Genomic DNA, 23781 nt, shown 5'->3' with positions numbered 1-23781 from the left:
CTCTCCCCCCAGACATTGGGGGGAGAGGGAACAGTCATGGGGACATTTCTAATTTGGTAAGAAGGGGACATTTCTATTTTGGCTGGACATGCCCCGGTTGCCCCAGTTGCGAAGTGCCCCAGTTGCGAAGGAATTTTTTATGATCGCTCAGACGTCAAAAAATTCGCATCCACTCATGTGCAACACTATAGTAATTAACAGCCAGCACTTTCCTAAAATGTCCCCACGACAGTTACGCCGCATCCCTACATGGGGTTTCAATCCACGCTCCCGCGCGGGGAGCGACTTCATACCCCACCCTGGCCAACCAGCGTTTGAATGGCTCGGCTTTAGGTGATGGGATTGACTGAATAAGTCGAAATATGCCCTCCGTATTCCAACAAAACATTTTTTGTTTGCCGCCTGTAGTTTCCACCTCAAGCATAAGGGGTGGTACAAATTGTACCCCCCCTTTGTCGATAAGATCCGCAAGTTCCTCATCCCTCTGTTTTAGCCGTTTGAAGTATTGCGCGGGATCATTGGAATCAGTCAACGATTCAATAACATCATTGATCACGAACCACCATTCGTTTTGGTGTAACGCTCCTGATTTTCCTGCCTTTGAATATCGCGACCCTTGTGTCTTTTTACATCGAGGTTATTCCTTTATGTGCCTAGTTGCGCAATGTGACACCCACGCGTGTGGGGAACATGTTGCTGCAAAGGTCATCGCGTTCAAGGACGACGGTTCATCCCCACGCGTGTGGGGAACATCATGTCTTGCTCCCGCCGGTCCGCCACTTCGCGGCGGCCCAGCTCCGCTCATCCCCTGCCCGAGCCCCGGCCTGTCACGCTTATTGCTCTTCGGCCTTGCCCCTTCGTTATTCGGTTCATCCCCACGTAGTGTATAGTAAAGGTCTGACCCGAATGTTTTCTAATCGCGCAGGACGCTCAGGCTGCTCTCGCGCAAACCCCAGTGGGTCTATACGGGGCTCGCGGTCATTGATGTGAACAGAGGGAAGACGTATCGCGCATGCGAGAAGACGAAGGTGTACATGCGCCCCCCGACCGACGCGCAGATTACGAACTACTTCAAGCGGGTATCCCCGCTGGACAAGGCAGGGAGCTTCGATATCCAGGGGATGGGAGCCATATTCATCGAACGCATCGAGGGGTGCTTCTACAACGTCGTGGGGTTGCCACTTGCCACTCTGGCACGGCTGCTCAAGCGCACGGGGATAGAGATATAACTAATGAATGACAAATGACAAAATTCAAATGACATCGTATATTCCTGACACTTCGGCAAGCTCAGTGCCTTCGGAGAACAAATTGAACTGTAGCCGAGCCTTCAGGCTCGGACCTAAATAATCCTTTCAAAGCATTTCGGCGCGCGCGCATTTGAAATTTTACCGCAGGATTCCTATCTTGCCACCTGCTTGCCCATGCGCTAGAATTGCACATGTACGCACGGGGATGCTACAAAAGAATTCTTAGTCAATAGTAGAGGTCTGGCCCTGATTTTTCCTCGCTTCCTTCATCTGCCAACCTCTGCTTAAGTTTTCTCCAATACGCACCGGGATCAAAACTTTCCGTGAGAACACCGCAAACATCAATAACTGAAAACCACCATTCATTCCGGTACAGCGTATTTCTTATTTCCCTTCCTCTAAATATCGCGATTCTTGTGTCTTTTTACATCGAGGTTATTCCTTTATGTGCCTAGTTGCGCAATGTGACACCCACGCGTGTGGGAAACATTCCCTTGTTGCCTTTCGGGACAGCCACGCAGCCGGCTACGAGCTGCACTGCGATGACAGCCATCGCCATCTTCATCTCTTCCTTCTCCTGTCGCGCCGCCTCTTGAAAGCCGCGGCTATAAGCATCACACCGTTAACCGTGCCTATGAGCCATGTGGTCGTCTCGCGGATTTCTGACCACGCTGATGCTTCCGGCTCGTGCCGATTCTTGTCTGTCGGCTTATCCATTTGCATCGACGGCCACCAGACGAGACATAGGATGACCATGCTCGTCAGCAGAGTCGCTATGACTATGCGCGCCATGCGGTCCTCCTTTATACCGGTTCATCCCCTCCCCACGCGTGTGGGGAACACGTCATATCCCTGTCGCTCACCCATATGATCGCCGGTTCATCCCCACGCGTGTGGGGAACACTACCAATCAATACTAAAGAGGTAGAACAGATACGGTTCATCCCCACGCGTGTGGGGAACACAGTATCGTCCCGTACCTGCCCGACCTGGTGATCGGTTCATCCCCACGCGTGTGGGGAACACTCCGACACCGACTGCTACTCCGACGTGGGATACGGTTCATCCCCACGCGTGTGGGGAACACTCTCCATTTTACCAACGGCCCGTAAAATTCACCGGTTCATCCCCACGCGTGTGGGGAACACGGCTCAGCAACCTTTAAATCTCACTCGATAAACGGTTCATCCCCACGCGTGTGGGGAACACCGCAACTACACCAACGAGCCGAAGATGATCCGCGGTTCATCCCCACGCGTGTGGGGAACACTCTCATTCCTCGGTCTGCCCATGACATACCTCCGGTTCATCCCCACGCGTGTGGGGAACACCTGTTTTAAAGGATATTTATCTTTGGGTGTAACGGTTCATCCCCACGCGTGTGGGGAACACATCCCTCGATACGCACCGCGTATTTCGTTATTCGGTTCATCCCCACGCGTGTGGGGAACACCACTCCATTGTGCGGTCGGGGCGTGTCCCCACCGGTTCATCCCCACGCGTGTGGGGAACACTACGTCTCAGACCTCGGGATCCCCCTGCGCTACGGTTCATCCCCACGCGTGTGGGGAACACGCAATTCTCTGGGTTCCTCAGGATAAACTCATCGGTTCATCCCCACGCGTGTGGGGAACACTCTGGTGTCCACGTCTCCGGTGTTAGTTTGATCGGTTCATCCCCACGCGTGTGGGGAACACTGGTCGAGCAATGTGCTGGAACGCATCGAATACGGTTCATCCCCACGCGTGTGGGGAACACTCGGCGCATGCATTCTGCCACTGGGCGTATATCGGTTCATCCCCACGCGTGTGGGGAACACCAGGGTGTCCCAGCCAAAACTGTACTTCAGCGCGGTTCATCCCCACGCGTGTGGGGAACACGCTCTGAATAAACCATTTCCCATTCCCGCCATCGGTTCATCCCCACGCGTGTGGGGAACACTCCCACTCGGCGCAACCGTTAGAAAATCTCTCCGGTTCATCCCCACGCGTGTGGGGAACACTACTCATCGCCACGCCGCCCACAATACCGCGCCGGTTCATCCCCACGCGTGTGGGGAACACCCTATTGATACGGGTTATGTCATGAGCGATAACGGTTCATCCCCACGCGTGTGGGGAACACTCAATCTATCCGGGGAGTTCATAGCTGAGATACGGTTCATCCCCACGCGTGTGGGGAACACTGTTTGCCTCTCCGGATCCTACTACACACACCCGGTTCATCCCCACGCGTGTGGGGAACACATTAAAGGGGACGCTCTGAATCCTCCGCTGCCCGGTTCATCCCCACGCGTGTGGGGAACACACTTTAAATCCTGCCTTAGATACCTCTAAAATCACTTTTTAGCTTTAAATCTGTTCCGTAGCCTTTAAATAGCTTAACCAAATCAGCTTTCACAACTATTATCATCTTCTCCTTTAATCATGATACTCGTGGCATCATCTTGTCCATGCTCCGGCATAAACGAAACCAGCTTAATCCCTTGCATTTCTATGGGAATACGGCGATTCTTGCCTAATGTAACGAAGTCGAAGCCCGATTCAGTAGGAGCATCCCACATCATCACTGAATTTCCCTCTTCAATACCTTCTTTAACATGATCCCACATCATGTCACGGACTTTCACAGAGTAAGCTCCCACATACACTCCTGCTCTTACCTCCAGCATCCAGATGGCCAGCCTTCCTCGAAGTCGAGGTGGTGCGTTTTCAGTAACGATGACCAGCATCTCCTAATCCTTCTGTGTTCGGAATAGCCGGTTCTATAGCATCTGCCGGTGCTTCAGGCATCTGAAGCCCGCCCGCTGCCAATACCTCTTCTATAGTGGGAATTATTCTGGTTAAAAGCTTTGAACTGCGAAAAACCTCCCTGCAAGCAAGCCTTACCGCCTGTTCGGGATTGTCAGGTCTTTTTGCCGCTATTTGAAAAGCAACAGGAACTACAGTCTCAAATTTAAATAAATCCCCAATGTCGTATACAAAAGAAAGCGGCTTGCCGGTGTGGATAAAACCAATTGCAGGAGCATACCCCGCAGCCAATACGGCAGCCTCCGTAATCCCATAGAGGCACGCAGTAGCGGAGCTTAAACAGCGATTCGGCAAATCACCGCTCTCCCATTTTTCAGCGTCATAGTTTCGATGCTTCCATTCAACACCATACCGTTTAGCAAGAAGATCATACATTTTTCTGACCCGCGCACCTTCGATTCCTCGCAATTGGTTTATGCTACGTTTCGCCGGTGGTTCTTCCTGAAAGCGCACTTTATACATCTTTCGTACAACTTTCAAACGCGCTTCATCATCCAGTGCAAGCTTAGCCTGGTATAGCAACCTGTCCGCCCTGGCTCCACCCGGTTGCCCTGACGAATATAACCGTACTCCCGCCTCTCCGATCCAGCAAATTAGACATCCCACGCGAGAGGCCAGGACTGCTGCTGCATGAGATAGTCTTGTGCCGGGTTCCAGCATCAAACACGAGACACCACCGACGGGAATATGTGTTCGCACTCCTGTAATATCAACTACAACAAAAGCACCGTCGAGGACATCAATATTACCCTTTTCCACAAACACCAAAGAAATTCTTTCTTTGATGCTGATAGGTGAGAGTTTGGGAAGTAATGGATTGTTTCCTGTGCTCATTTCCTTCTCTGTCTCATTATTCCCGCTTGTTCTTCCAATAAACCTTAGGTTTTTCTATCTCTTTTGTCAATAACAAGACCACGAAAACGACAACGCTCCGGAAACATCGGCTATGATGAATTTCCGAACGCCTTTACAGAGTGAAACTTATTTTATCGGTATCACTGACAGAAGTCCCAGCCCCATGGCCTTTGCATGACCGATACCGCTACTAACAACTTTGTTGAATAGTTGCGTATTTGTGACCTCCAAAATACCATCATATAGTACCGAAAACACCCGAATTGGATTACCACTACGAATTTTGCCAGTAAGCATCCTTTCCTCACTTCGATGGATACTTAATGGCTTGAATCCGTTCTTTTTACCTTGCTGTTGGAACCAGGCAATCTGTGTTGTTGCATCGAAGAGACCTATCCGTTTCCCATTACGTCGAACTGATGGATTAGCGCGCACCCGATACCGGAATTGGCTCCCGTTTTTTATGTCATTAAATGCAAGCTTTTGCGCAAGATCAAGAGGCGGGCTCGGCTGCTCTCCAAACCATTCAGGCAGATTGATTCTCGACCATTCCGGGATCTTCCGACTCTGAACAATTATCTTTGGCATACCATCAGAGCTTAATTCCGGTTCAAGCCGCCAGAGAAAGGCACCTGGGGCGCACTTCGCTTCCGGTGTCGAAAAAGCCCGGCAGAGCGTAGAGTGCATTTCATAGGGATCAGCCACATCTCGCCGAGCATCCGTGCATCGCAAATCAAGATGGATTCTATGCAGGTACATAGGCAACCTCCGTTGTAATAGGTAGCCATTCAGAAACAACAAAACGTGAACCGAAGCGGCGTTCGGCAAACGACGACAAGGATTGATCCATTACCATGCGGCCGGAGCCATCAGGCGATTCAAAAGAGTAAAGAATCGTTTGCGGTGCAGTTCCTCGTCCAAGCCACGGATAAGAAAAAAGAGCTTCCTTTAACGACACATCGCACAGGCCGTCCTTCAGGTAAACTGGCTCAGCGGGCAGATACGATTTTCGCCCCAGCCCCAAAACCCACTGAGGATTGCGAAGTTTGTTGTGCGCCTGTTCAAGAATCTTACGATCATCGCCCTCCAAGCCAACAAGAAAAGCAGCATCGGCGAGATAGTACCTTTCAGACACCACCCCATCTTTCGATGGAGAGCCGTCAGCCTTGATTATTGTATCCGAATCGGAACAACCGGCGGTCTGATAATCCTTTCGTAAAACCCCAGGGCGATCATGACGCACCCCCATCTTCAGTTGGATCAATGGCTCCAGCTTTTCCCAATCGGCCCGGTCTATGCCCATTGCAGCAGCGAGCAGACCAATGACGCCCGACTTGCTCGGCTCCTTACCGGTATCGCGCTGATCAAATCGACTGGTCGTTCCCCATGATTGCATGGGTCCCATCAGACGCAAAAGTAAAGTAGACATCGTTATCCCTCCCGTCTGACTTCGGCAATAACTTCATTCAGAAGTTCTTGAAGCGATGATTTTTTTGTGCCAATTTCTGCACCAGAATCAATGAGATCAATGCAAAAGGACTTTCCCTCATCACCGTAGACCGAAGAAAGCTCCTTTGCCTTATCTGCAAGCATTTTTACAGATTTGCGCGTCAATGACTCTTCACCCTTCACCCGGACAGGTACTTCGAAAGCATTAGCGAGATTGCGAGGGAATCCATCCTTCCTCACCGATACAAGAACAAACTCCGGCGGGTTATGAGCAGCAAAGGTATTCTGTTTGCCCGCGGGCTCGGCAACCACAAAACCTTCAAGGAAAGCGCGGAGCCCCGTGAGAGCAAGTTCGTTATCGTTTGGCAGGTTATCGACCAATTTCTTGTAGTCAACCACGGCATAACGGTAGAAGCAGGCGGAATTGAACTCAACAGTACCCATCATATCTGCACCTGCAATGTCTTCAGGCTTAAGATCATCCACGGCAGTATAAAAGTCAAATTCCCGTTCCACAGCATGGGTCGATATGGCGTGAGCAACTTGGCAAGCGGCGTTCTGATTCTTCTCGGGCATCACCGCCAGCATTCTTCCAAAGAGTGCTATATCCAATGTCAGCCGGGACTTATTCTCCTTCCCTGCAAGCGAATCCGCTACTTTGTCTGAAACCTCAGAAGGAATCTTGTCTTTAAGCAGCTCTTTATATGACTTCTCTACAACAGAAGCAAGAGCATCAATTTCTTTGGTGCTCAGAAACAGAAGGACGTCCGTTTTCATTTGACCTGTCTTTTTATCCTTCTCAACTTTGACCTTTTTATCGCCTATGCCAATGCAATTGATGGCTGCTTCAATAGCCTTGATCAAGTTCTCATCTGAATATCCTTTCGTGCTGGCAAGCTTCTTCTCAAGTTTTGTTTTGAGATCATCAACAAGGCGTTTAGTGCGGCTAGCAAACCAATTGCCATTCTGTCTCTTGAAATACTCCCGCACTGCACGCTTAATACACTGGCTTGAGATGCGCGCACGACGACGCCCTCCAAAGAAAGCATCTTTGGGAGCTCCGGTATCATCACGGTTGAGGTTGCTCGGGGCAAAGTTCTGCAGAACATGGATTTCAATCAAGGTTTTCATTTGTGATTCTCCTTTGTTTTGATAGTTTCAGGTTCATTGTCTATTGTGGATCAAGTTCCATAAAAGCCTCTTGCCCAGCGAATCTGAACGAATTTGTCCGGATGATTCCACGAAAACAAATCCTTCAGCAGGCCATCGAAGTCAATCGGATAATCTTTAAGCAGGGCAAGCATCTGCCGCAAACGATATGCAAGCTGACCATCATCAGCATCGAGCAGGGTAATAAAACGTTTTTCGATGCTCGCCGATTTGTCATTCTTGACATAGAGCGTTCTGCAGGCATCGGGAAGATATTGACCTAGCCCATTAGATCCCCGCCAGTGCCGAGCCCACAATCCGGCGACAAGGTAATAGACTATCCGTTTCCAATTGTTGTCATCGCTGGATAGTCGCGGTTCAACATAGGGAAAAGCAGGAGGATAGGTGCCTGGGTCGAAAGAAAGGCTGCGTTTGAGCACAGCCCGTACTTTTGACTCCTTTTTCGCCATATCCTCCAATGACTCAATAATTGTGCTCATGGCACCTCCTTGAGTGATTGGATGTTTGTATTAAGTTCTGCTATCTTTTTTCCAATGATACTTTCAGCTTTCACCAGCGCGCGTATTCCCCAGGCGTCATTGCCCGCGATAGAACGTTGATGCAATTTCCAGGCGTCGGATAGAGCGTTACGCACTGCAACGAGCCAGTCATGGTGAATATCATCCGGATTCTTATCAAGCGTATAGCCGCGAAGCACTTCATGAAATTTTGCTTCGAGAGTTGACCAGTACTGAGGGACTGCACCAATACTGTTTACATATTTCATCACATCACCGGGGAACAGTTTCCCCGCTTTCCATTTGTCAGGTTCCAATATTCTTTCACCATGCGCTATTATATTTTTACCCATTTCCTTGCAGGCATTATTGAGTATTTCCGAGGTAGTCTCGGCAATTATTAACAACATACGAATATCGTTACAGAATTCCGCGTTTGCTACCATCTGTCCAGAGAGAGCGAACTTTTCCATGCGCCAGAATTCGATTTTTGCATTGCTGAAACTTTGACCGATAACTTGAATTGACTTTGCAAGACTAGCGCGATTCCGACCGCAAAGTATAAGCATATTATCTATTACTTTTGGTGCCCTTCCCGTACCGTTGGGCAATAATGAGTCAAAATCCCGCCATATCCCTTTCTCTTCAAGTTGAACAAAACGTAGTCCTTTATCTTTAACCAACTTCAACGGCACCATCGATTCTGTATCGCTATTTTCAATGTGACGAACACCGGGAATAAATGCGACCTTTTTGACTCCGCCATTGGGCTCCATGAGAAGCCTTATTGCTCGGGATTGCCAAGTATAACGATCTGCATAACCAAGTGACGCCCTTTCAGGCTTTCCCTTAAAAAAACTGAGAGGATGAGATTTTCTTTCCCACGGTGCAGAATCGGAATTAGCAACATCCCTATTTGAATAAGGTGTTAGACAAAAAAGTAATGTTTCAAACAATGTGCTCCCGATAGGTAAGACAATTAAACCGTCAGAAGATGGGGAGGGATTATAACCTCTACCTCCACGAACAGAAAAGTTCATCGTTGAAACTATCCACCGCGCGATAGAATCATATGGCGCCGAAAACAAATTGGTTGTATCCGTATGATCAAATAGCACTTTGCTGCTTGTCGAGTTAAACTCCGCGGTTAATTTTGTCCATGGCTCAACTTCATCTTCTGGAACATTCCGATTCTGTCCAAACGGATAATGCTTATCAAACAGATAAAACCGCTCCTTCCACTTCTCCAGATACGCTCGGATCTTCTTCTTTGGTAATCCCTCACGGAAAAGTTTCTTCGCCTCATCAATATCACAAGGCCCTTGCAGTGCGCGATACAGCACTGCAAGTAAAAAGCGATGGAGTGCTGCAGTGACCAGTGGAGACGGGTCTTCGATACAAGCAAGACTATCTGCATTAATCAGTGTATCGCGAATACCAAGTGGCTTCCGATTCCCTTTTAAATCAAGCACGGGGATCCACGGTTCATCGATTAAATTGTATCGACTCATTGCGCTTCCTTGTGTGTGTAAACTATTCCAAGTTCTTTGTCTAATTTCACATTATCGTCTTCAATCCAATTCCCGGCGTTATCAAAAAACATCGGGTAGCAGTTTCGCAGCAGAGAGATTTTCTTCCATCCATCGGGAATACCCTTGCTCCGCAACCGCATCACAACATCTTTGCGCGCAAGTGAAACCGCACGCATAAACCATTCTTTTGCCATTGCAAAGTCAGGTGTGACAGTAGCATCAAGATTATCTAAGGGAAAGAACGGGATTACCGTCAGCGAATCCTCACCGAGACGGGTCTGGGCTTTTAAAATGCGATGCACACCTGGTTCATCCTCATCATAGAGATAGAACCGGCTCGTATCTTTCCAGCTGCCATCATCGGGCAGTCCGATAATTGCCTGATGCGCCATAGTCTGGTGTGCGTAATATTCCCCATCGCTTTCAACCTCGGCTTTTTCAAGCCGCTTCAGAACTTCCTCATCAGTGGGCATGGCAACCCCTTCATAGACATCTTCAACAAGCCGGTCTATTTCATCAGGAAGAACAATTTGCTTATGCTTTTTGAGGACTTCCCAGGTGCGTAGTAAAATGTCCTCCCGGTAAATTGCACTCCACCAGAGCGGATCACCAAAGGAACCGGGCAAATTTCCGATAAGTCCGGCAACACAGAGAACCGGATGAGGGACATGCCGATTCTTCCGTTGGTGCCGCCAGAGCCGCCCTGCTCGCTGCAAGATAAGGTCTATTGGCGCAAGGTCGGTGATGAGCAAATCAAAGTCGAGGTCGAGGCTTTGTTCGACAACCTGTGTGGCGATGAGAATAGACCGTCCATTTCGGTCTTTGATTTTACCATTCTGGTCTTCATTTTTGCCAAATAGGGCACGCGCAGCATCCTCCCGTTTCTGCCGCTCCTGCGCCGGATAACGAGCATGGAAAAGGTAAATCTCGGTTCTATCAGTAAGCCGTTTGCCGATAATGACGCCCTCTGTTACTATCATTTCGCCATCACCGAAGAGTTTATATAGCTCCTGTGCGCGCTGTACCGTATTAACAATAACACCAACAAACCCGCAAGCAGGCAGTTTTTCAATCAGACAGGAATGAATTGCCGGCAGAGCCGCTCCAAGTGGTTCAATCACCAGCTCGCGCCATCTGCTACGGTCGGCAGCGAATTTTACCTGTTTACAATCACCGTCAGTAAATATCGTCAATCGAGGATAGGCAGCTTCTTGCTCCGGAAGTTTTGCACCCAACGCAGCTGCCAATCGCCGCCGAAATTCAGGTGGGAGAGTAGCGGAAAGCAGCACCACGCTGGAACCGAGGGCACGCAGCCAGCGTATGAGATGGAACAGAAGTGTCCCCGTATAGGCATCATAGGCGTGTATTTCATCGAAGATAACTATCCGATTGGCAAGCCCCCAAAGCCGTACAAAATAGTGCCGCACCGGCAATATGGTAAGCAATGCTTGGTCGATGGTCCCAACTCCGTATTCTGACAGAAGTGCCCGTTTCTTGTGGGTGAACCACTCTCCCGCTCGTACAGTTCCTCCATCTTCGTCATCATGTATCTGCCCCAGACAAACCTTCTGAAATGTGTCGTTGAGTTTGGCTGCTCCATGGAGCAACTGTAAGTCTAGAGTCCGACTACCCGCAAAGGAGCGAAGAAAGGTAAGTGTACGGGTGAACATCGCATTGCCCGTTGCCTTTGTAGGCAAAGCCATATACATTCCCCGATGGCCGAAGCGCCGTTGCAGTTCCAAATGCGCATAGAATGCCGCTTCGGTTTTCCCTTCGCCCATCGGGGCTTCAACGAGAAGTACGCAAGGCGACGGTGTTGCAGCAACCGCCATTGCCACCGTTTTTTGTAGCGGGCGTGGAGGCGAACATTTCGGGAATGCATCGGCAAAGGTCTGATACACATTAAGAAGTGGCCTCCGATTGTTCCAGCCAATGGCATCAAGAGCTATTTTAGCCTTTTCTCGCCGTCGCTGAAACCATATGTCGAGATCGCCACAATCCGCTATAGTACCAAACGGGAACCACTCTTTGTTGGAACCGATCCAGTCGGCGAAACTGGCAAGGCCGGAAAGAAGCATAAAATCAGGACCGGAAAGGTTGCTCTTTACAGGAGGCTTGCCTACTACAAAGATATTTTGAAGAGTTTTGAAAAGTTCCTCCCATGATGACTTCCAATGCTGCTCATCAACACCATTTCGATTGCCGGAAAGTCCCTCAAGTACCGATGGTGTAGCGCGGATGCCGTGATGACATCCAACCGCATCGGCACAAAGAGCGGCAATACCCTCCTTCCACCCCATTTCGCACAACAAATGATCAAGGGCTGCCTGACTGACAAAGGCATGGTTTATAGAGGTGTCGGGTAATCGCGGAAGCCGAAATCCTGCCTTTTCAAGCACCCTCCTTGAATTCACCCATTTAAGCTGAAAACCAGGACATGCCTTACCCAAATCGTGACTGGCAATAAGTAATAGAAGCCACAGACGAGCATATTCCCATGGAAGTCCCATGATTGCCGCCATACGTTGACGGGTAGTTTCCGGCTCCCGCTCCATTATAACATCAGCGCAGGCAGCGACATCAAGCATGTGCAGTATTAAGGGATGGTATGCATTTCCATCTTCTCCCGTCTTCGCCCAAAAATATTCTATCATTTCAAACCTATGCGGCCGGGTCGGACAACGATATTTCGCTCTGATGGAGGATTTTCTTCTGTCATTTCAGGGTCTCAAAAACGGCCTTAGAAGCGATTTTTGCCCCCGAAAATCGCGTGCAAGCCTCGAATTCTGCTGGCGCAAGACAATAGATACCTTGTGCGGCCTCCAGCCGCAGCTAAATCCCAAATCCCAAACCCCAAATCCCAAACTATTGTGTAAAAAAGAGAAATTGAGAAGTAGAGATTGCTATTTGCTTCTCCGCACTCTCAACTTATACCGCGCCCGGCGTTCCCCCAAGCCAAACCCGATCCGGCGTTTGGGCTTCTCTGGAGGCGGAAGCAGCAGGGGGCGGATTTTATAGTACAGATCGCGCAACGCACCATCATGAGAAAGCAATGTTTTCTCTATTTCGGCTAGCCTTCTTGCCATTGTCTCAGTTGCGGCCAGGGTCTCCCGCATTTTTACAAATGCCCTGACCACCAATACACTCATTTGCACCGCCAGCGGGCTATTGAGCACCGTCGCCGCCATTATTGCGCCATGTTCTGTGAATGCGTAGGGCGGATATCGAATATTTCTCTTTGCCGATGCGGTCACAATTTGTGACCGGATATCTGATTCAACGTTACTAACTGCTCGCGATTTTAATCCCGTAACCTCTTGCAGAGTAAGTTGAAACATGAAATCCGAAGGAAATTTCTCTTCATTGCGTTTGACAGCCTGATTCAATGCTTTCGTAGTTACGTCATACATGCGGGCAGGGGTGAAATCGATTTTACGATCCCGTTTGCCCAAACTCTGCGCATATTATCCGACAACCCTTGTATCTCCGCAACACTACTGATCACCCATGCAAAATGGATGTTAGTATCCCATCTGCGGCGCGGGGTTAAATCGGTAGTGAGCCAGTTCGATCCTAATTTTTAACAGGGATTGACTAGTGGATTCGGGGTCAGGGTCAATTCGTGGTCGCACCCGATATCGAATCCAAGCTCCCGACGGTCAAAGGAGAGATCCACATCTTCGGAGAAACGGTCGATGACATGAAAAACCTTTGAAAGACTTGTGCCCCCCTTGAAGATCAAATGAAGCGGGATGTCAACCGATGTGAAGATGCGCTTAATTGTCCAACAGACCCAGAAATCCTTCTCCATTACAAAAGACGGAATCCTGGGGCGAAGGTCAGCCGCTTCTTGAAAGAGACGCGCGCGTTCATCCACCGGGGATTTGGCAATCTGGTCCATCATTCACCTCGGGGCAATTCACTGGCAATCTGAAGCAAAACGGATCTCATCCATCCCGGCGCATGAAGAAGGTTCCGAAGAAGCTCCTGCTTGTCATTTTTCTTGAGTAGCCGCCGAAGACGCATTATCTCATCCTGTGATACCCCCCTACGACCGAGATACCGCAGAGCCTGAAATACCAAAGGCGCAACTCGTCCAGTAACCGCCATGGTTTTTGGCGATCCATGACGGAATATGATTGTCTGCGGTCCTATCCGGACCGTCCTAGCGCGACCATCGGTTAGGTAAATGATCTTAGCTGGAACCTGCGTCGAGAGTCCTAGTAGATTGGCGGTGTACGCACCTGATGGTAAAATCCTCATGTCCAACTTTCGCGCCAAGGTTCGCGCTACAGCATCCGGCGCCGCAGTCATCACACTACCGGTCAGCCGACTGATGCGTGGCACAGCGTATAATCCACGGCCGATCCGATGTAACTGACCACGATGCACGAGCCGTGAAAAAACCTGATCCACCGCCGCACGGCTGCCCAAATCAAGGAAATCGCTTGCGGAAAACAGCGCACCCTCTTTAGCGCGGCTTATTCGCCTAACTACCTTTCTTGCAAGGAAATAGTTATCTTTCATAAAATATAACTGTCAGAAAATAGTATACATATTTCTGACAGTTTACGCTTTCCTCACACCGATATCAAGACTTGTTTCATTGTAGCCCGGTTTATACTCAGCGGCACTCAATATCTTCAACAAACAACTATCGTTCTCGCCGAAACCGCTCCATATTGTAGCAGGATGTATCTATAACGACCATGATTATAGCGAAATATAGTCGTGAGAAGCCACGGAGTATACGCTTCAGCCGATATATTTCCTGTGTGGTATCACATTTTGTGATACCAGCCATTCTGAATCGAGGAGTGCTGGCCGTGCTTCAAGATGGCAAATCGGCACCTTAAAACTTGCTCAGGTATTTCTTCTCCAATTCCCTTGCCCTGGCGAGGCTCTCGTCGATCAAAACAACCGACTCTCTAGCGCTGGGACTCCTTACATGGACGAGGTTTTTATCCCGATACGGCGGCGGGGCTTTGAGGGAGGGACTTTTTTCATCTGCTCCTCCAGAAATAGCCGGATGTCGTCTTTGCTCGGCAATTCAAGCTGGTACTTCTTCACAAATAACCGGTTGTCCATACCCGCCAGCGCGTACTCGACAAGGGCATGATTCTTACGTGTACATAGAAGAATGCCGACGGGGGAATTGTCTCCTGCCACAATTTCACTTTTACGGAACCAGTTGAATGTATAATTTCGGGGACGCTGTCCCCCCGAATCTTAACCTTCTTCACAGCAGGTAGGATCTAACAGCCGATCAACCAGTTGTGGAGCGTCAGGCCGATATTCACGGCTCGCACCGCCTGGGCGGCAAAATGAGCATGGGCAACTTGAATGGCGTGCACCAAAGACTCGAACGTCAGCTAGCTGTCCACTCTTCTCATTTCTACCTTCGGTACTTGCCATGCCGCCCTTCCGCGAATAGATATTTCGGTCACTCTCTAAGGTCACAAATTGTGACCTTAAATGACGCGATTCATCAGTCTCTTCTTGAGTTCATTTCAACAGCTCGCCGACTGTTCAACACCGTAGCCGCCATGATCGCACCATGCTCGGTAAAAACAGCCGGCAAAACCGGTGAAAATTTGAGTTTTTGGGCTCCGGGGTCGGACCACGATATCTTTCTCCACTGGTGAATGTTCCGTCATTTTATTGCCCTTAAAATGGTCTTAGAGGCGGTTTTCGCACTCGGAAACTGCGTGTAAGCCTCCAATTCCGATGACAACAATTACAGTGGATAAAGCACCCCTCACGTCCGGCCCTCTCCCGCGAGGGGGAGAGGGGATAAGAATACACTTTGTACCGCGACCGGCGTTCCCCCACGCCAAACCCGATCCGGCGGCGGGGTTTCCGATATATTTCCTGTGTGGTATCACATTTTGTGATACCAGCCATTCTGAATCGAGGAGTGCTGGCCGTGCTTCAAGATGGCAAATCGGCACCTTAAAACTTGCTCAGGTATTTCTTCTCCAATTCCCTTGCCCTGGCGAGACCTTCGTCGGTCAGGACAACCGATTTGCTCGCGCTCGGCCTCTTCACGCGGACGAGGTAGCCCTTATCAGTCAGGGCGTCCAATGCGTCGAACGGAACTGTTTTCCAGGCGCGGTGAATGCCTCCCGGTATAAGCTTTTCATCCTCCACCCAATGCGCCAGATAAAGGAGCAGCAAGGCGAGCTCCTCAATCCGCATCCGCAACTCCGACTCAGATAGTGTTATCTCTTCTGACATTACCGACCTCCAAGGCTCACACACTTCAGCAATTATCGGATATGTTGCAAAGTCACGGATTGTGACGTTAGAAGGGCGCTCGTATATTCTTCCAACGGGTCACATATTGCGCCTGGTTCTTGAGCCCGAAAAACTCACGTACAAAACATCAATAAAAAAACCGGGAGATGAGTCCCGGCATGTTTCTCTATCGGCATTATATACCAGATACATAGAGTATTATCCTCTGAAGTATCGTTGCTTGGATTCTACTCTATTTTTCTTTAGACATCAAAGCTATTTTTAATGCTGTTCCATCGGCTGGCGGATGATGGTCTTCATCTTATCAGGGGATGATCTGCGGGGGTCGCTCAGGTATATCTCGCGGTGCTTGCCGCGAAGTGAATACCCTTTCTCTTTGACGAAGGCATGGAGCTTCTCCACAGTAGGGCCTTCTGCCGAGTAGGGGCCGATGTGCATGATCTGTGCCGACATGCCCTCATGGAAATTTTCGAACCTGATCTTTGAGAGGCCGGGCAGGTTCTTCTTCTTTTTGACCTGCTCACATGCCTTATCGAAGAGCTCTCGCGTCACGTGCGCCGGCTGGGCGATCATCAGCGTCCACTTCCATGAGTCCCTGTTTCCCCCGGTGCTGAAGGCAGCCATGTCGTCAGCCCACCAGAGCCCCTCCAGAGGCATGACGACGTAGTCTTTTGAGGGGTCAGCCTTTTTAATCATGAATTTCAGCGTATAAGAAACCGCATAAAGCATCTGAATGGCATCCACAAACTCCTTTGCTTTGTTCGGGTCACCCGCGCCGTCAATCATTATGAAATTCATCGAGGGCACATCCACGATGACAGGTGATTCGCGGGGCGGGTTGTAGAGCTGTTTGAGTTCTTTCTTGAGGTCAATTTTTTTCATGTCGGAAGTTCCCCTATTTTTTGCGGTTGTCATTGCGAAGCAGTCTCGCATTAAACCGGCATATCTGAGTGGGATTGCCACGTCCCGAAAGCTTTCGGGACCCGCAATGACATCCTTTACATATTCCCTCCTGTATAATAGAGGCAGGCACCCACACAAAATGCAAGAGAGCCGGAAATTATGTTGCGGTATATCTTCAATTATAAACTTCCAACCGTAGTCCTGTCTGTATGCATCCCTTCCTGCCGGCAGGTGCGCGCGTACTGTTTCGCAATAGCTAACTGCGTTTGGCTCTGCGTGTTTATGTTGGAGTATATTGAGCAGATATGACTATTGATTGCGCGGTGGAGCCGGGCGCATGGCCGGAGCGGGCGGTTTCATCCGTGTTCCGGCTCGATCTTCCCTGGCGATGCCCACGGCGATCGCGGCGAGCATTCTTGGCGCGAGCTGTTCGAGCCGGCGCTGTATTATCTCGCCACCCGATTTTATCAGAACATCCTCTCCCTCCATCCAAACGGTGAGCTCCCTTCCGCCGAACCTCTCGCCTGTCCTCCTCGGAGCCATTATGGCGAGCGGGTTTTCGGGACCGCGCTGAACCAATCGTTGTTTCACCCAGGCGATGCGGGCGAGGCGTGGCTCTTCAGGCAAGGATGCCCTGAGGGCAGCAGAGCTCGCTGGAGGCGCCTGCGGAGGCGTTGTCGCGAGGCGTCGGTGACGGCCGGGGATCACAATGAATAAGGCCAGCGCGCACAGCACCACGGTGACAACCAGAGACGGAGAAAACCTTCGCGGGCGTCCGTGAGCCCGTGCAGCGGGCGAAGCCTGGCGCGCGAGAGTGCTCTCCGCATCGAGCACGATGCGGTATGCATAGATGGCCTCACGGATATTCTTGAGTTCCCGGGGCCCGATCGCAACCGCCCTGATTGCGAGCTTATTCTTTACCACGTCATAGACGGTTTGAGAAATGCAGATCCCGCCCGGTTCCGCCTCTGACTGAAGACGTGCCGCGATGTTGACACCATCCCCCATTGCATCGGATTCCGAGATGAAGATATCGCCGAGGTGGATGCCCATCCTGTGCTCAAGGCGCTCGACGGCTGAAAGGGTTTTATTCCGGGCAGAAATCTTTCCCTGGGTCTCGAGGGCAAAGGATACGGCATCGATCGCTGAACCGAATGAGATGAGCAAACCGTCGCCTGTAGTCTTGACAACCTTGCCGTTGTGAGCCGCAGAGAGGGAGGTGAGAAGCTTGAGATCTTCTTTGACTCGGCGAAGAGTTTTTTCCTCGTCAGCCTCAGTTTTTGAGCTGAATCCCGCCACATCGGTAAAAACGATGGCGGCAAGCTGTCTCTGGCCGATGGTATCCGTCATATGTCAAAACCAGTTCCTGCATATTCTGCAGAATTGCCTTCGGTCCTGTCAAAGGTTTTTTGGCCTGGCATGATCATCCGCTGGTTGAAAAGGTCGAATACGATATGTATACAACCAATAAGTAATAACATATATACCATAATATGCTCAATATTACGGCTAATATGGGAGTGATAGGTCATTTTAGGCCCAATATACATATATACCACCCACTTATTTGATATTTGTATTTCCATTACATCATAGCCGATACTTAAGTGTCGGCTACGGGGAGATTCTCGCAAAAAGCCAACAATTAAGTGTCGCCTGTGGACATATTGTGGGAATTTGGGTAAGGTTCGCATGTTTTGCCTCATAATCTTTTCTTTTGGAATAATGACATAAGTATTGCATTCTGCTGAACAATAGTGTATATTATGTGTAGGAGATGCGTGGCGTATGGAACTGAAACTTACGTTTTCGCCCGAGACTGAAGAAGAGATCAGAACCGAGCTTCGCAAGGGGATGTTCCAGACAGCGATATTCCTTACTATAAAGCAGATGAAAAGCACCTACCACCTCAGCCTGAAGAATCACCAGCGAAGCTACACCGTCGCCAAGGCAATCCTGCAGAAGCAGTTCCCCGATTTCTTTCCACAAATGCGGCTCTTCTACTGACGTGCGGACCCGCCACGCTGATGGTCTGTGCGCAGCCCACTCCCGATGCTGGATATTCCCCCAAAAATTACAGTACGAATTTGGAATATCCTGATCATCAGCACGATATGAAAAACAAGAACTGGCACGTACAGAAAACAGTCATAACGTTTTCACCACGGTGCTCACGGAGGTATTCGTAACTTTCTTTACCGTAGAATGTCGTGTTCGGTAAATCCAGTGTCCCTGCCAGCCGGCAGGCAGGTTCAGCGGTAAAAATTGGTTGTGGGCAAAGGCCGCGCTGTGTCCTCTGTGGTAGAACATTGGATGTGTATCAGCAAAAGTGGTGCAACTCCAGACTGCCGATGCGGGCGACCGATCGCAGGCATTGTGTTATAATTTATTCCAGATGAAGAAGCCAATCGAACTCGCGGAATATATCACCCATTCAGCGACCGGCGAGATGAGATCGTCCATACAGGCTGCTGATGGGAACGAGGTGTTTTTCCTCGGCAAAACGGACGATAAGCTCATCGTGAAAAGTGTCTCCGTGCTCGCGAGGGGTGACGAGGAGAGCGTCCCCGCCATTACGAGAAGCGTTTCCCTGGGCGACGTGGTCATCCATAACCATCCCGATGGGGTGATCTATCCCTCCAAAGCCGACCTCGCGGTGGCATCTGAATTGGGGAACCTCGGGGCGGGGTTTTACATCGTTGATAACGCCGTCGAGCGAATATATCCCGTCGTCCAGCCTTCTCAAAAGGAGAAGCTGGCGCCCCTCGATCTCGAGCGGCTCGCCTCGTATATCCGCCCCGGAGGCCCCGTCAGCAAGGCCCTGAACGATTACGAGTACCGGGAAGAGCAGCAGACGATGATGGCGAGTGTGACAAGAGCATTCAACGAGGACCGGCTCGCCCTGATCGAGGCGGGTACGGGGACGGGCAAGTCGCTCGCCTACCTCGTCCCGGCGATCTCATGGAGCGTCCTCAACGGGGAGAGGGTGGTGATATCAACGAACACGATCAATCTCCAAGAACAGCTCATCGGGAGGGACCTGCCGCTCCTCCAGCGGCTGAAGGGCTTGCACTGCAAGGCGGTGCTGGTGAAGGGGAGGAGCAACTACCTCTGCCTGAGGAAGCTCGCCGCCGCGCGCGAAGAGGGCAGGCTCCTTGTGGAACTCGATGGGCAGGAGGAGATTGGCGAAATCATTCACTGGTCTGAAAAAACAAAAGACGGGAGCCTCTCTGATCTGAGCTTCATCCCGCGCAGGGAGAACTGGGAGCGTGTCTGCGCCGAGGCGGATCAGTGCACGCGCCTGCACTGCCCCTATTACGCGAAATGCTTTTTCTACAGGGCCAGGAGGGAGTCCTCAAGCGCCCACGTCCTCGTGGTGAACCACCACCTGCTCATGGCAGACCTTGCGGTGCGCAGCCGCACGGAGAGCTACGATCGGCCTGCGGTGCTCCCCAGGTTCCAGAGGATTATCATCGACGAGGCCCAGCACATCGAGGATGTCGCCACGGAGTACCTCGGGTTCCAGATTTCAAAGTACGGCCTGCTCAGGGTACTGCGCCGCCTCCAGAGCACGAGGGAGACCGCCAGGGGGCTGCTCCCATTCCTCTGCGCGAAGCTGAGGACGAAGATCCACGATGAGGACCAGGAACGGATATCAGACGCGCTCGAGTTGATCACCGAGACCATAGCCCCCGAGCGGTTCACCGTGGAGAAAAAGATCGCTGCGGCCATGGAACGGATCACTCCCGAATTAAAAAAGGTGTGCGGCGAGGAGGAAGGAGAAAATGCCCACAGCCTCAGGATTACGCCGGATGTCGCCGCATCGCCCTTCTGGCAGGGGGCGCTCTGCCCCGTCCTCAAGGAACTGCTGGGTGCCATCGGATCGTTCTCGGGGAAACTCGGGGAGCTCATCAAACTGCTCGGCACGCTCACGGATCACCGGAAGAAAATGATCGAGTCAGCCCTGGTGGAAATAGGCGCGATGCGGCAGCGCCTCACGCAGCACCTTGAGTGCCTCACTTTTTTCATGGAGGGGGGCGACGGCGTCTGCCGCTGGCTGGAGCTCAAGGGGAGGGGCACGTGGGAGCGCCTGAGCTTCTGCGCCGCTCCCCTGGATGTCTCGCAGGGGATGCGCGAGGCTATTTACGAGCGTTTCGGCACGGTGATCATGACCTCAGCGACACTCACCGTTGGAGGCACGTTCGACTATTTTCGTTCCCGTGTGGGGCTCAAGGAAGCGGAGAGGGGGAAGATAGACTGCTGCATCCTCCCATCCCCGTTCAACTACAGGACGCAGGCATTCGTGGCCTCGCCACGGGGGATCGCAGAACCGGGGAGCGAGGGCTATGAGGATATGCTGGCGGAGGTGGTAAGGCAGGCGGTGGCGATCAGCCGCGGGAACGCGCTCGTGCTTTTCACCTCCTACAGGCTTCTCGAAAGGCTGCACGCCAGGCTGGAGCACCAGCTCGAGGAGGAGGGGCTCACGGTGCTCAAGCAGGGGAGCGAAAATCGCACTGCGCTGCTCAACCGCTTCCGGAGGGAGGAGGGATCCGTCCTTTTCGGCACGGACAGCTTCTGGGAGGGCGTTGACGTGAGGGGAGAGGCGCTGCAGTGCGTGATCCTCACGCGCCTGCCGTTCCGCGTTCCGGACGAGCCCATCCAGCAGGCCCGCATGGAGGCGATCGAGCTCGCGGGGGGGGATCCGTTCCTGGAGTACAGCGTCCCTCAGGCGGTGATCAAGTTCAGGCAGGGCTTTGGAAGACTGATACGGCACCGGGAGGATGTCGGCGCGGTGCTCATCCTCGACTCCCGTGTCCACACCAGGAGGTATGGAAAACTCTTCCTGGAATCGCTCCCCCCCGCCTCCATCTGCAGCCTCGACGCGCGGGGAGCGCTCGCGGAGATGGAGAAATTTTTTGCGGGCGTGAGATCGGCGAGAGAATTAAAATCCCCGGTGCAGGCCAAGCGAGCGGGCATGGGCGAGCACGCGCGCGAACTCATCGGGCCTGACCACGCGCCCCAGCTCGGAGAATGAGTCTGCGCGGTGGCAGGGGCGGTACTGGTCCATGATGTTCACGTAAGAATCGGGCGACAGCTCCTCGGCGATGAAGCGGAGCATATTCTCGGAGCGGGCGAGGTTGTTTGGCAGCACCAGGTGTCTGATGAGCAGGCCACGTCGGGCGATTCCGCGCCGATCAATTTCAAGCACACCTACCTGTCGGTGCATTTCCCTGAGGGCGGTGCGATTCCAGTCCCAGTACCCGGATGCGTGCGAGTATGTTTCCCCCTCAGCATCGCTCCCATATTTCGCGTCCGGCATATAGATATCCACCACGCCGTCGAGGAGCTTCAGAATTTCTGGAGAATCATAGCCGCCTGAGTTATAGACGATGGGTAGCCGCAGCCCGCCCTCAACGGCGAGCATAAGGGCTTCCAGGATCTGCGCGGCGACGTGGGTGGGAGAGACAAGGTTGAGGTTGTGGCAGCCGTAGTTTTGCATGGCGAGCATGAGCGAGGCGAGGCGCTCCGGACTCACTGTTTCGCCGAGCGCTGACTGGCTGATCTCGAAGTTCTGGCAGAAGACGCAGTGAAGGTTGCAGCCCGAAAAGAAAATGGTGCCGGAGCCGTGCATACCGACGAGCGGCGGCTCCTCGCCGAAGTGAGGGCCAACGCTGGAGACCACGGCACGGAGGCCGATGCGGCACTCCCCTGTCTCGTTCTTCAAGCGGTTCACGCCGCATCCCCGGGGGCAGAGCGCGCAGCGGGAGAGAATTCGGAGCGCCGAAGCGGCGCGTCGTGCAAGCTCGCCGTTCTCATGCAGGCGATGGTAGGAGGCGGGAAGCTCCTCGTGATGCGTGGGTTGTTTCATGTGTATGGTATAGAACGTGCCGCGCTCAGTGCTCACACGCTCAAAAGGGGGATCGCTGCCCATCGAGCGCGGCGCCGCCTATATTCTATATGAGGGAAGCGCTCCGGGATAGAGGAATCCAAGTCGCCACTCGAAATGGCGAAGTTCCCTATTGCGCGGAACCGGCCCCTGCCGTACAATGAAGGCATCGCTGGAATTGAGTTGAACCATGCCGGTACGGGGAATGGTTTCTGAAGTGTTCTTGGCAGCGGGTTAGTAACTTCGAGGAGGTGAGAACAATGCCAGAGATCGAGATTGGAAGGGTCACGCACTATTTCGGTCATATCCAGGTTGCGGCCATTGAGCTGAGCGGCCCGCTCAGCGTCGGTGATCGCATCCGGATTGTCGGCCACACCACGGACTGCCAGGAGAATATTGAATCAATGCAGGTTGAGCACCAGGGCATCACCGAGGCCAAGGCAGGCGATTCCATTGGTATCAGGGTTGCAGAGATGGTGCGGCCTCACGACAAGGTGTATAAGATTGTCCAGGATGGAGGAACGGCGAGCTTATGACAGATGAAATAAAGAAGGAGGCGGGAGCGGAGAGGGGAAAAGGCACAGCGGGGGAGGTGAAGCCCCCGGAGGCCGCGGGGGGCGAGGCGTCGAAGAAAGAGGGCGCACAGAAAAACGCGCCTGCTCCGAAGAAGGAGAAACCCGACAAGTGCGAGCAGTGCGGCAAAGCGCTGAGCCGCGTCAAATGGTACTATCGGAACGGCGGATATTACTGCACGAAGAGGTGCTGGAAGGAGTTCGGGATAAAGCAGGAAGGGGAAAAGAAAAAGGCAGAAGCCGCCGCACCCGCTCAGGCGTGAACTGAATGAATACCACACCGTGGCCTCGCGGCCGTATCGATACAATCCTGAGCGTGGCCCTGCGCCTCCTCTTGGTCATGGTGTTCACTCTGGCCGGTGCCTGGGCGGCGACTGTCATTCCCTCTATGAGGGGACGTGTGCCACTCGGCGCCGCCGTCGGTTTCGCGCTCATAGCAGTTTGCTTCCTCAAAGAGAAATCGATTCTCGCATTTTGCCGGAAGCACAGTGCGCCGCTCTCCCTCGCCGGTATCCTCATCTACGTGGCGCTCCTCGGCCTGGCGACCTACAGCGAGCTTTTTGACCTCGGCTGGTTCGACTGGCTCTCCATGTAGTGG

Annotated in this window: 21 protein-coding genes, 1 pseudogene and 1 CRISPR repeat array; of the genes and pseudogenes, 6 read left to right on the top strand and 16 right to left on the bottom strand. The window is 52.0% G+C overall.

Annotated elements, in window-relative coordinates:
• The first annotated feature begins 935 nt into the window (after positions 1-935).
• Positions 936-1229 carry a Maf family protein gene (locus NTX71_12350; protein MCX6340689.1) on the top strand — a complete coding sequence of 98 codons (294 nt, stop codon included), beginning with the start codon at positions 936-938 and terminating at the stop codon, positions 1227-1229.
• A 582-nt stretch (positions 1230-1811) separates the two neighbouring features.
• Here the strand turns inward: NTX71_12350 and NTX71_12345 are convergent.
• From NTX71_12345 to NTX71_12275, 15 genes and pseudogenes are all read right to left on the bottom strand, one after another.
• Positions 1812-2042 carry a hypothetical protein gene (locus tag NTX71_12345; protein ID MCX6340688.1) on the bottom strand — a complete coding sequence of 77 codons (231 nt, stop codon included), beginning with the start codon at positions 2040-2042 and terminating at the stop codon, positions 1812-1814.
• Positions 2043-2064: 22 nt separating this feature from the next.
• A CRISPR array of direct repeats spans positions 2065-3557; the repeat unit is 29 nt; unit sequence CGGTTCATCCCCACGCGTGTGGGGAACAC.
• Between the two features lie 82 nt (positions 3558-3639).
• Positions 3640-3981 (bottom strand): type I-E CRISPR-associated endoribonuclease Cas2e, encoded by a 342-nt coding sequence (gene cas2e, locus NTX71_12340; protein MCX6340687.1) that lies wholly within the window; start codon positions 3979-3981, stop codon positions 3640-3642.
• Positions 3962-4894, bottom strand: a complete 933-nt coding sequence (gene cas1e, locus NTX71_12335) for a type I-E CRISPR-associated endonuclease Cas1e (GenBank protein ID MCX6340686.1) — start codon at positions 4892-4894, stop codon at positions 3962-3964. Before cas1e ends, cas2e begins: the two co-directional genes overlap by 20 nt.
• A 147-nt stretch (positions 4895-5041) precedes the next feature.
• Positions 5042-5674, bottom strand: a complete 633-nt coding sequence (cas6e, locus tag NTX71_12330) for a type I-E CRISPR-associated protein Cas6/Cse3/CasE (protein MCX6340685.1) — start codon at positions 5672-5674, stop codon at positions 5042-5044.
• On the bottom strand, positions 5661-6344 hold the full coding sequence (gene cas5e / locus NTX71_12325) for a type I-E CRISPR-associated protein Cas5/CasD (GenBank protein MCX6340684.1): 684 nt from the start codon (positions 6342-6344) through the stop codon (positions 5661-5663). The genes cas6e and cas5e overlap by 14 nt, the downstream gene beginning before the upstream one ends.
• A gap of 2 nt (positions 6345-6346) precedes the next feature.
• Entirely contained in the window at positions 6347-7495 is a 1149-nt protein-coding gene (cas7e, locus tag NTX71_12320; GenBank protein ID MCX6340683.1) for a type I-E CRISPR-associated protein Cas7/Cse4/CasC, read from the bottom strand.
• Between the two features lie 50 nt (positions 7496-7545).
• The gene (gene casB, locus NTX71_12315; GenBank protein ID MCX6340682.1) at positions 7546-8013 is read right to left on the bottom strand and encodes a type I-E CRISPR-associated protein Cse2/CasB; all 468 of its coding nucleotides are present in this window, start codon (positions 8011-8013) and stop codon (positions 7546-7548) included.
• Positions 8010-9542 carry a type I-E CRISPR-associated protein Cse1/CasA gene (casA, locus tag NTX71_12310; GenBank protein MCX6340681.1) on the bottom strand — a complete coding sequence of 511 codons (1533 nt, stop codon included), beginning with the start codon at positions 9540-9542 and terminating at the stop codon, positions 8010-8012. Before casA ends, casB begins: the two co-directional genes overlap by 4 nt.
• Positions 9539-12217, bottom strand: coding sequence for a CRISPR-associated helicase Cas3' (cas3, locus tag NTX71_12305; protein ID MCX6340680.1), 2679 nt, complete (start codon positions 12215-12217; stop codon positions 9539-9541). Before cas3 ends, casA begins: the two co-directional genes overlap by 4 nt.
• Before the next feature lie 249 nt (positions 12218-12466).
• Positions 12467-13015, bottom strand: a complete 549-nt coding sequence (locus NTX71_12300) for an ORF6N domain-containing protein (protein MCX6340679.1) — start codon at positions 13013-13015, stop codon at positions 12467-12469.
• Between the two features lie 128 nt (positions 13016-13143).
• Entirely contained in the window at positions 13144-13464 is a 321-nt protein-coding gene (locus NTX71_12295; GenBank protein MCX6340678.1) for a nucleotidyl transferase AbiEii/AbiGii toxin family protein, read from the bottom strand.
• 1043 nt (positions 13465-14507) lie between these two features.
• Positions 14508-14738 (bottom strand): annotated as a pseudogene (locus NTX71_12290) (PDDEXK nuclease domain-containing protein).
• A gap of 777 nt (positions 14739-15515) precedes the next feature.
• Entirely contained in the window at positions 15516-15800 is a 285-nt protein-coding gene (locus NTX71_12285) for a DUF6429 family protein (GenBank protein ID MCX6340677.1), read from the bottom strand.
• A 282-nt stretch (positions 15801-16082) separates the two neighbouring features.
• Positions 16083-16703 carry a GyrI-like domain-containing protein gene (locus NTX71_12280; protein ID MCX6340676.1) on the bottom strand — a complete coding sequence of 207 codons (621 nt, stop codon included), beginning with the start codon at positions 16701-16703 and terminating at the stop codon, positions 16083-16085.
• Positions 16704-17033: 330 nt separating this feature from the next.
• Complete coding sequence (locus NTX71_12275) at positions 17034-18074, bottom strand: adenylate/guanylate cyclase domain-containing protein (protein ID MCX6340675.1); 1041 nt, start codon at positions 18072-18074, stop codon at positions 17034-17036.
• Positions 18075-18512: 438 nt separating this feature from the next.
• Between NTX71_12275 and NTX71_12270 the strand changes: the two genes are divergently transcribed.
• Entirely contained in the window at positions 18513-18731 is a 219-nt protein-coding gene (locus NTX71_12270; protein ID MCX6340674.1) for a hypothetical protein, read from the top strand.
• Between the two features lie 388 nt (positions 18732-19119).
• The gene (locus tag NTX71_12265; protein MCX6340673.1) at positions 19120-21759 is read left to right on the top strand and encodes a DEAD/DEAH box helicase family protein; all 2640 of its coding nucleotides are present in this window, start codon (positions 19120-19122) and stop codon (positions 21757-21759) included.
• Here NTX71_12265 and NTX71_12260 read toward each other — a convergent pair.
• Complete coding sequence (locus NTX71_12260; GenBank protein MCX6340672.1) at positions 21667-22656, bottom strand: radical SAM protein; 990 nt, start codon at positions 22654-22656, stop codon at positions 21667-21669. The two genes, NTX71_12265 and NTX71_12260, sit on opposite strands and share 93 nt — an antisense overlap.
• A 215-nt stretch (positions 22657-22871) precedes the next feature.
• Here NTX71_12260 and NTX71_12255 point away from each other — a divergent pair, with 215 nt between their 5' ends.
• The 3 genes from NTX71_12255 to NTX71_12245 are packed head-to-tail and all read left to right on the top strand — an operon-like array spanning position 22872 to position 23778.
• Positions 22872-23147 (top strand): translation elongation factor-like protein, encoded by a 276-nt coding sequence (locus tag NTX71_12255; protein ID MCX6340671.1) that lies wholly within the window; start codon positions 22872-22874, stop codon positions 23145-23147.
• Positions 23144-23446 (top strand): hypothetical protein, encoded by a 303-nt coding sequence (locus NTX71_12250; GenBank protein MCX6340670.1) that lies wholly within the window; start codon positions 23144-23146, stop codon positions 23444-23446. Before NTX71_12255 ends, NTX71_12250 begins: the two co-directional genes overlap by 4 nt.
• A 5-nt stretch (positions 23447-23451) precedes the next feature.
• A complete protein-coding gene (locus tag NTX71_12245) occupies positions 23452-23778 on the top strand; it encodes a hypothetical protein (protein MCX6340669.1) in 327 nt (108 codons plus the stop codon).
• Positions 23779-23781: the final 3 nt, after the last annotated feature.

The sequence above is a fragment of the Candidatus Auribacterota bacterium genome, from assembly GCA_026392035.1.
Classification (GTDB): Bacteria; Auribacterota; Tritonobacteria; order UBA1439; family UBA1439; genus JAPLCX01.
Note: the sequence above shows the minus strand (reverse complement) of the source record. Positions and strands in the feature narration are given on the sequence as shown.

What these genes read in the sequence shown, in the direction of transcription:
- NTX71_12345 (MCX6340688.1), bottom strand. Translation starts at nt 2,042, where the DNA reads ATGGCGCGCATAGTCATAGCGACTCTGCTGACGAGCATGGTCATCCTA.
- cas2e (MCX6340687.1), bottom strand. Translation starts at nt 3,981, where the DNA reads ATGCTGGTCATCGTTACTGAAAACGCACCACCTCGACTTCGAGGAAGG.
- cas1e (MCX6340686.1), bottom strand. Translation starts at nt 4,894, where the DNA reads ATGAGCACAGGAAACAATCCATTACTTCCCAAACTCTCACCTATCAGC.
- cas6e (MCX6340685.1), bottom strand. Translation starts at nt 5,674, where the DNA reads ATGTACCTGCATAGAATCCATCTTGATTTGCGATGCACGGATGCTCGG.
- cas5e (MCX6340684.1), bottom strand. Translation starts at nt 6,344, where the DNA reads ATGTCTACTTTACTTTTGCGTCTGATGGGACCCATGCAATCATGGGGA.
- cas7e (MCX6340683.1), bottom strand. Translation starts at nt 7,495, where the DNA reads ATGAAAACCTTGATTGAAATCCATGTTCTGCAGAACTTTGCCCCGAGC.
- casB (MCX6340682.1), bottom strand. Translation starts at nt 8,013, where the DNA reads ATGAGCACAATTATTGAGTCATTGGAGGATATGGCGAAAAAGGAGTCA.
- casA (MCX6340681.1), bottom strand. Translation starts at nt 9,542, where the DNA reads ATGAGTCGATACAATTTAATCGATGAACCGTGGATCCCCGTGCTTGAT.
- cas3 (MCX6340680.1), bottom strand. Translation starts at nt 12,217, where the DNA reads ATGATAGAATATTTTTGGGCGAAGACGGGAGAAGATGGAAATGCATAC.
- NTX71_12295 (MCX6340678.1), bottom strand. Translation starts at nt 13,464, where the DNA reads ATGGACCAGATTGCCAAATCCCCGGTGGATGAACGCGCGCGTCTCTTT.
- NTX71_12285 (MCX6340677.1), bottom strand. Translation starts at nt 15,800, where the DNA reads ATGTCAGAAGAGATAACACTATCTGAGTCGGAGTTGCGGATGCGGATT.
- NTX71_12280 (MCX6340676.1), bottom strand. Translation starts at nt 16,703, where the DNA reads ATGAAAAAAATTGACCTCAAGAAAGAACTCAAACAGCTCTACAACCCG.
- NTX71_12275 (MCX6340675.1), bottom strand. Translation starts at nt 18,074, where the DNA reads ATGACGGATACCATCGGCCAGAGACAGCTTGCCGCCATCGTTTTTACC.
- NTX71_12270 (MCX6340674.1), top strand. Translation starts at nt 18,513, where the DNA reads ATGGAACTGAAACTTACGTTTTCGCCCGAGACTGAAGAAGAGATCAGA.
- NTX71_12265 (MCX6340673.1), top strand. Translation starts at nt 19,120, where the DNA reads ATGAAGAAGCCAATCGAACTCGCGGAATATATCACCCATTCAGCGACC.
- NTX71_12260 (MCX6340672.1), bottom strand. Translation starts at nt 22,656, where the DNA reads ATGGGCAGCGATCCCCCTTTTGAGCGTGTGAGCACTGAGCGCGGCACG.
- NTX71_12255 (MCX6340671.1), top strand. Translation starts at nt 22,872, where the DNA reads ATGCCAGAGATCGAGATTGGAAGGGTCACGCACTATTTCGGTCATATC.
- NTX71_12250 (MCX6340670.1), top strand. Translation starts at nt 23,144, where the DNA reads ATGACAGATGAAATAAAGAAGGAGGCGGGAGCGGAGAGGGGAAAAGGC.
- NTX71_12245 (MCX6340669.1), top strand. Translation starts at nt 23,452, where the DNA reads ATGAATACCACACCGTGGCCTCGCGGCCGTATCGATACAATCCTGAGC.